This is a genomic window from Shewanella sp. SM32 (assembly GCF_025654235.1).
Lineage (GTDB): Bacteria > Pseudomonadota > Gammaproteobacteria > Enterobacterales > Shewanellaceae > Shewanella > Shewanella oncorhynchi.
The window spans coordinates 1-5,625 of the sequence record NZ_JAKKRO010000109.1; the positions used below are offsets into that span (position 1 = coordinate 1).

Annotated in this window: 4 protein-coding genes and 2 pseudogenes; 1 reads left to right on the plus strand and 5 read right to left on the minus strand. The window is 37.3% G+C overall.

Annotated elements, in window-relative coordinates; all coding sequences use genetic code 11:
* Window positions 1–233: pseudogene (locus L5M10_RS23090) on the plus strand (IS4 family transposase); the annotation flags it as partial.
* Here L5M10_RS23090 and L5M10_RS23095 read toward each other — a convergent pair.
* The 5 genes and pseudogenes from L5M10_RS23095 to L5M10_RS23115 form a co-directional block, all read right to left on the minus strand.
* Window positions 217–1,875: a UvrD-helicase domain-containing protein gene (locus L5M10_RS23095; RefSeq protein ID WP_263256022.1), complete on the minus strand. Its 1,659-nt coding sequence runs from the start codon at window positions 1,873–1,875 to the stop codon at window positions 217–219. The pseudogene L5M10_RS23090 and the gene L5M10_RS23095 overlap by 17 nt on opposite strands.
* Entirely contained in the window at window positions 1,875–4,001 is a 2,127-nt protein-coding gene (locus L5M10_RS23100) for an ATP-dependent nuclease (RefSeq protein ID WP_263256023.1), read from the minus strand. The genes L5M10_RS23095 and L5M10_RS23100 overlap by 1 nt, the downstream gene beginning before the upstream one ends.
* A gap of 123 nt (window positions 4,002–4,124) precedes the next feature.
* On the minus strand, window positions 4,125–4,601 hold the full coding sequence (locus tag L5M10_RS23105) for a hypothetical protein (protein WP_263256025.1): 477 nt from the start codon (window positions 4,599–4,601) through the stop codon (window positions 4,125–4,127).
* 117 nt (window positions 4,602–4,718) lie between these two features.
* The gene (locus L5M10_RS23110) at window positions 4,719–5,390 is read right to left on the minus strand and encodes a hypothetical protein (RefSeq protein ID WP_263256026.1); all 672 of its coding nucleotides are present in this window, start codon (window positions 5,388–5,390) and stop codon (window positions 4,719–4,721) included.
* A 26-nt stretch (window positions 5,391–5,416) separates the two neighbouring features.
* A pseudogene (locus L5M10_RS23115) lies at window positions 5,417–5,625 on the minus strand (IS3 family transposase); the annotation flags it as partial.

Genomic DNA, 5,625 nt, shown 5'->3' on the forward strand with positions numbered 1-5,625 from the left:
TGATGGTTCAATGCCTGTTGTGGCTAGTTGGTTTACACGCACAGCAACAGGGCTGGGATAAGCATTTTCAGGCCAATACCATTGGGCATCGAACGGTACTCTCAACGATTCGCTTGGGATTGGAGGTACTCAGGCGGCCTGATTATCAAATCACGGAGAAAGAATTGCTGGCGGCCTGGGTATTATTCGCCAATCAGTTGCTCAAATATGGCTATGCTATGGCTGATTTATGAGGGGATCCTTCAGTACATAGTTTTGGTGTGCTCGACTACAATTTATGATGTCATTCCAGTGGGGGACTTTTCCTTCTAACAGCCCCGTGCAGATTATGACATCGTATTCGTCCCCTTTAGTGGAGTGGCAAGTTGTAATTTTCACTCCGCAAGATGAGGAAAAAAATCTACCAAGGTCAGAGGCTTTATATGACATTTGGTATTTATCTATTCGTACTTTTGTCGCTTCAAGAATACTGCATTTTGCTTTGAAGGCCATTGTAGTATCGAGAAGGCTAATGGATAATTTATCGCAGAAAGTGCGAACAACGGCTTTTATCCATTGTTCAATTTCAGTATCTGTACTTAAGGAAATAGAATTAATCGTTTTTAGTATTAACTTCGGTTCAATTTGTTTCTCAGTACTACCCGATTCAAAGAGTTTTACTGATAGATCGTTAGCAAGTCGTCTTCTTTTGATAAAGTTACTTACATCGGGTTTCGTTAAAGTTAAACGGATCAATGAAAGCCAAAGGTTATCTTGATTTTTAGGTATTGGTGAAATTAAAAAACCATCGATATCAAATGATTTATTTTCTGCATCGATGTCTTTAGATAATTCCATTACATCGAACCAGCTAGGGCTGACCACCGCTATATTCTTGGCAAGAATCCCCTGTTTAAGATGTGTCTCAACAATACCTGTGATGAACTGTGCTAATTGAGTTTTATCAATGTTACTTTCCAGATGAACTGTTGAGGGGAAGTTACTTAATTCAGATACAGCCTTTACTTCATATCCAGAATCCTGATATCTAAGGTAATGGTCAACTATTTTCTGACTGCTACGAAAACAACCCGTAAGTCTTTTCTCTTCAATAGCACTTAATTCAAAAAAGACCTTTAACTCATTTTTATTTTTTACAATGGCTCCTAATCCCGTGTAAATCGCCTGTTCTTTATCACCAATTAAAGTTATTTTTGTCTGTTTCTGTATAATAATGAGCTTCAATATTTCATATTGCATTTCTGATGTGTCTTGGTATTCATCGACGAGAATATGATATAAAAGTTTCCCTAGCCGATATGTAAGTTGTCGATCAGAATATAGCAACCTGTAACTAATGTTTAGTATCAAATCAAAATCAATATAATCATTTTCAGCCAAATACTTATGATACTCTTTTACTAATGCATACTTTTTTGTGCCCTGTTGATAAACGGGTTGGTAATTTTTATTTAATGTTGTAATTATCTCATCATGATGCTTGAAATCATATCTCTCTTTTAATTCAATAATTTTTGCTTCTTTCTCATGTTCATCTATTACTATAAAACCACCACACAAACGAGAAATTTTGTTTATATTTGGTCTGATTATCCATTGAAGGCAAAATGCGTGTATCGTCCCAACCCATAGGGATTTACTTTCCACACCGTAGGAAAGTAATCTTTCTGTGATCGTGTCTGCTGCTATATTGGTATAGGTAAGTGCCACAACCTTTCTTTTACCAATAGCATAACTATCAGAGTTATCTAGTATGTGGTATAGTTTTGACACAAGAGTTTTGGTTTTACCAGAGCCAGGACACGCAGAAAGAAGCATGTCATCAGGATAAATGACAGCACTCAGTTGCTCATCGGTTAGTTTTTTGTATGGCATTACTTAATTAGATCCATAAAATTTATGAATGTATCGACACCATAGTCCTCGACATAAACTTCAAGTTTTTTATTAAGAGTTGCTTCATCAGCGATTTTCTCTTGAGTTTCATCATCCATAAGTTTAACATTATAATCTAGCATCTTTAAAATAATTTCATCTAATTTTCTTCCAGTTAAAGAAAACTGTAACGCTCTTAATATATATTCAGGAATTACTGAATTCACATCAGCAAACCCAACCATTTGAGTAGCCATCCATCCCTTGCCGACTTTATTCGCTAATTTTAGTGCTCTATTATATCGAGTAGGAAGAACATTTGACTCAATTTCACTTTTATATTGACTTAAGAGCTTTCCTTTCTTATAGTTCTTATCCATTACTTTTTTGAATAATGATACATTTTTATTTATTTTGACTAACTCTGTTTCAAATGTGTTTTGTGCATAAAATGCGTTAACATATAGGTTGTCCTTTATGTATTCATCCATGGCATTCTTTCTGTCAGCTCCTGACTTCTGAGCATTTAGTTGAGCTTTCACATAATCGGCATTAGCAAAAGTCACATTTTCCTCGATAGCAAATCCTTCGTCTAAATCAGTGAGTATCGCACAATAACTTCTAATACGATCATTATGAAATAGGTCTGAAATATGTTTAAAAACAGTTCCATCAACTTTTATTAGACTGACACCCATTTCTTCTAGGCTTACACCAAGAGTCTCTTTTACTAAAGCAGGAATCAAAATTAGTTCAGCATCTCCTTCGACAAGGATCACGCTTTTAGCGAAAAGAATATCGCTACGGACAGCATCTAAATACCTTTCTATACATTGCACATGCTCAACATCTAGATTGTTTGATGGTAAATAAACCTCTGTCTCGGATTCTTTTCTAGATAATATGTTCATCGAAGATATTCTAGATACCGAACTAATCTGAGTTGAGTGCGTTGAAACAAACACTTGTGTGTTTTTGAAATTAAAGTTATCAAAAAGTGTCTTTTGGATATGTGTATGTATATGAGCTTCTGGCTCTTCAATCATCAAAAAATGAGTTATGTGCTCTTCACTGTCACGAATAGCTTCATACTCGTATAACTTTAATGCTAAGTAAATGAGGTTTGCTCCCCCTAAACTTAGGTCTTCAATTCTACCTGTTCCATGATAATTTTGAGAATCTTCTACCACTAAGCCTAATGACTGCACAAGTTCAATAAAGTCTTCAGGAAGTTGGGAAGATACTTTTATTTTAGGAGAGTACGTAGAACCAATGGTACTTACTAATGACCGCGAAATGTCATTACTTAACGTTTCTATTTCAGGAATTGATGAGATTTTATTATTAACATTGATGATGTCATCTACGACATCTTTATCATTCTTAATCTGCTTACTTTTTAATGTAAGAAGCTTATACAATGGATTGGTTTTGTAGTACCTTAAATCTGCAACTACGTTTCTCAATGCTTTTACGTAGGTACAAGCTACTTCATTCAATAAAGAAAAGTATGGTGGTTTTTTATTGCCGAATGTAGCTTCACTCTCTTTAGTTGGATCAGGAAAAATATACTGTTCAAAGTCACCAACAATACTTTTGTAAGTATCATTATTTGTAAAGTCTAACTTTGTCCTAACAAATGCCACTGGTTCGTAATTTTCTCTGGCAATTGCCATACCAGAGATATAACCTTTTATTGCTTTAGTTCTCTCTTTTAAGTTGGTAAATTTATTACTCAGATCGTGTAACTCTTGTCGGATTGAGAACTTTGGCCTAAAAATGAAAGTATAAGTCCCTTTATCTGTAGTCACTGATTCATTTTTGTCGTTTAAAATATAGTTTGCAAGTACCTGTTGCTCTTCGGAATGACTTAACCCTTCAAAGCTAATTGAGATTATTATCCAATGACCAAATGGTTCATGTAACCCTTTATGGAAATCATCTTGAGTTAGGAATTTTGCGCTTGTAGGGAGTGAGTCATCTAAAATTAGCCTCATGGCTTGAAAAGCATTAGTTTTACCTGATGCATTTTCACCAATGATGGTGTTAACAGAATCCTTAAGAAAGAAAAAATTCGACCGCTTAAAATTCTTATAGTTGACGATAGATAGTTGCTTAATATGCACGATTCTGTACCTTGAAAATGATTGGTTACTATAAAACGAGTGTGTAGACGGTGGTTTGCATTTCAAGTGAGCAGGTTGCCATATCCTCAGGAATAACCCTCTCATTTCCTTTGCTGAGTTATATTATATTTTGCATGCCTTATCTTTCTTTTTTAATATCTCAGGACTACTATCTTGCATCGCTTTGAGAATTAGTAAATTGCACTCTTTTTCTTTAAGCTGCTGATCGGTTTTCGGCTTGGGTGTACTGATAGAGGCAATCATGGGTTTGTAGTTCAGTGAGGCGTTGCAGTACATATTCGATAGGCTGCGACCTCTGCGGTTAAGGTTTTTCATGCTAGATAGCTGGTTACACAAATCCGTGAACATAGATTTAGCTTGTTGGGTGCACTTGGAATAAGACGTAGCTTGCTGTTTAAGGTCGGCACAGACACTTTCTTGCTTTATCTGCCACAGAAAGTGCTGGAAACGAATGTCTGTGCCCTTATAGCTGAGCGTTTGAACGGTTACAGTGGTGTTTGCCGCATCTATATAGGTGCTGGTGATGTTATTGCTCACCATTTCCAGATAGGCTGCGAATAGCTGCGACAATGGATCCATTACTTATCCCTAAGTGATTGTTAAATTCTAAATTCTATTTCATAGTGCATTATACTGTTCGTTTTATATCATTATTCCTCTCAAATGAATAATACATTTTTCATACAATCCGTACACTTATTGACAGAACTCCAAGTGAGAGCAAAAAGCGTTTTTCTGAACCCGAGATATCGTTGTCAGCGTCCAAGTGTGGATGCGGGTGATGATCTCCACGCCAAAAGACACAATCCCCTTAAGCTGAGTAAGTGCGGCATCGCCATAGCGATTGGTTTTGAGTGGCTGATAGTTTTCTGGTGCAAGTTCTGAATGGTTTCCTGCAATTTCCGCATCTAACCCCGAAAATCCTGCAACAGTTCCTGAAACGATTTCCTGCATTTCTGAATCGTAATCCTGAAATTCCCGAGATGGTTCCTGCATGTTCCTGAAATCGCCCTGTAATAGATTATCGGAATTTTCGGGATGATTTCCGCATTTTTTCTGGCTATTCCCGCATTCCTGCACTGCGTTTCGGGATTGTTCTTGGATTAATGCAGCAATTTGCTTGCTTTGTGTGTTAGTTGCTCCGCTGTTGATGATACTGGCTTGGAGCGCATTGGTTTGAGTTTTATATAGCGGACGAATGGTTTGCTCGACACGTTTACAAAACACGCCGCCCATAAGCTGAGTGTATAAAGCCCAGTTGCTGCTGTCGGCTGCTTGGCGGATGGCCTCTATCCAATCAAGTGACGGATCTTTAATTGCGTCCAGTCGTCTTAGTTCACGCCACGGGGTAACACCGGTGTTTTTCAAGATAGTTGTCACTCTTTGTTTAAATATTAAGCTGCATTTATTACGCCTTCTTCTGGTGCCTTATCTGGGTTGAGTGTTACAGCGCCAACCGCTTCACAATTTCTGATCTCTGTAGACCAACGCATCGGTTTTCTTTCCTTCGCCGCCTCAAGCACTTTCTTGCGCTTCGCTAAAATAGCGCCATCTTGCAGTGCATGACGTTGCCCTGGTGAGACAAAATTTAGCTGGCTGTGTT

Coding starts and splice junctions, on each gene's coding strand:
- L5M10_RS23105 (WP_263256025.1), bottom strand. CDS start 4,601: ATGGATCCATTGTCGCAGCTATTCGCAGCCTATCTGGAAATGGTGAGC.
- L5M10_RS23095 (WP_263256022.1), bottom strand. CDS start 1,875: ATGCCATACAAAAAACTAACCGATGAGCAACTGAGTGCTGTCATTTAT.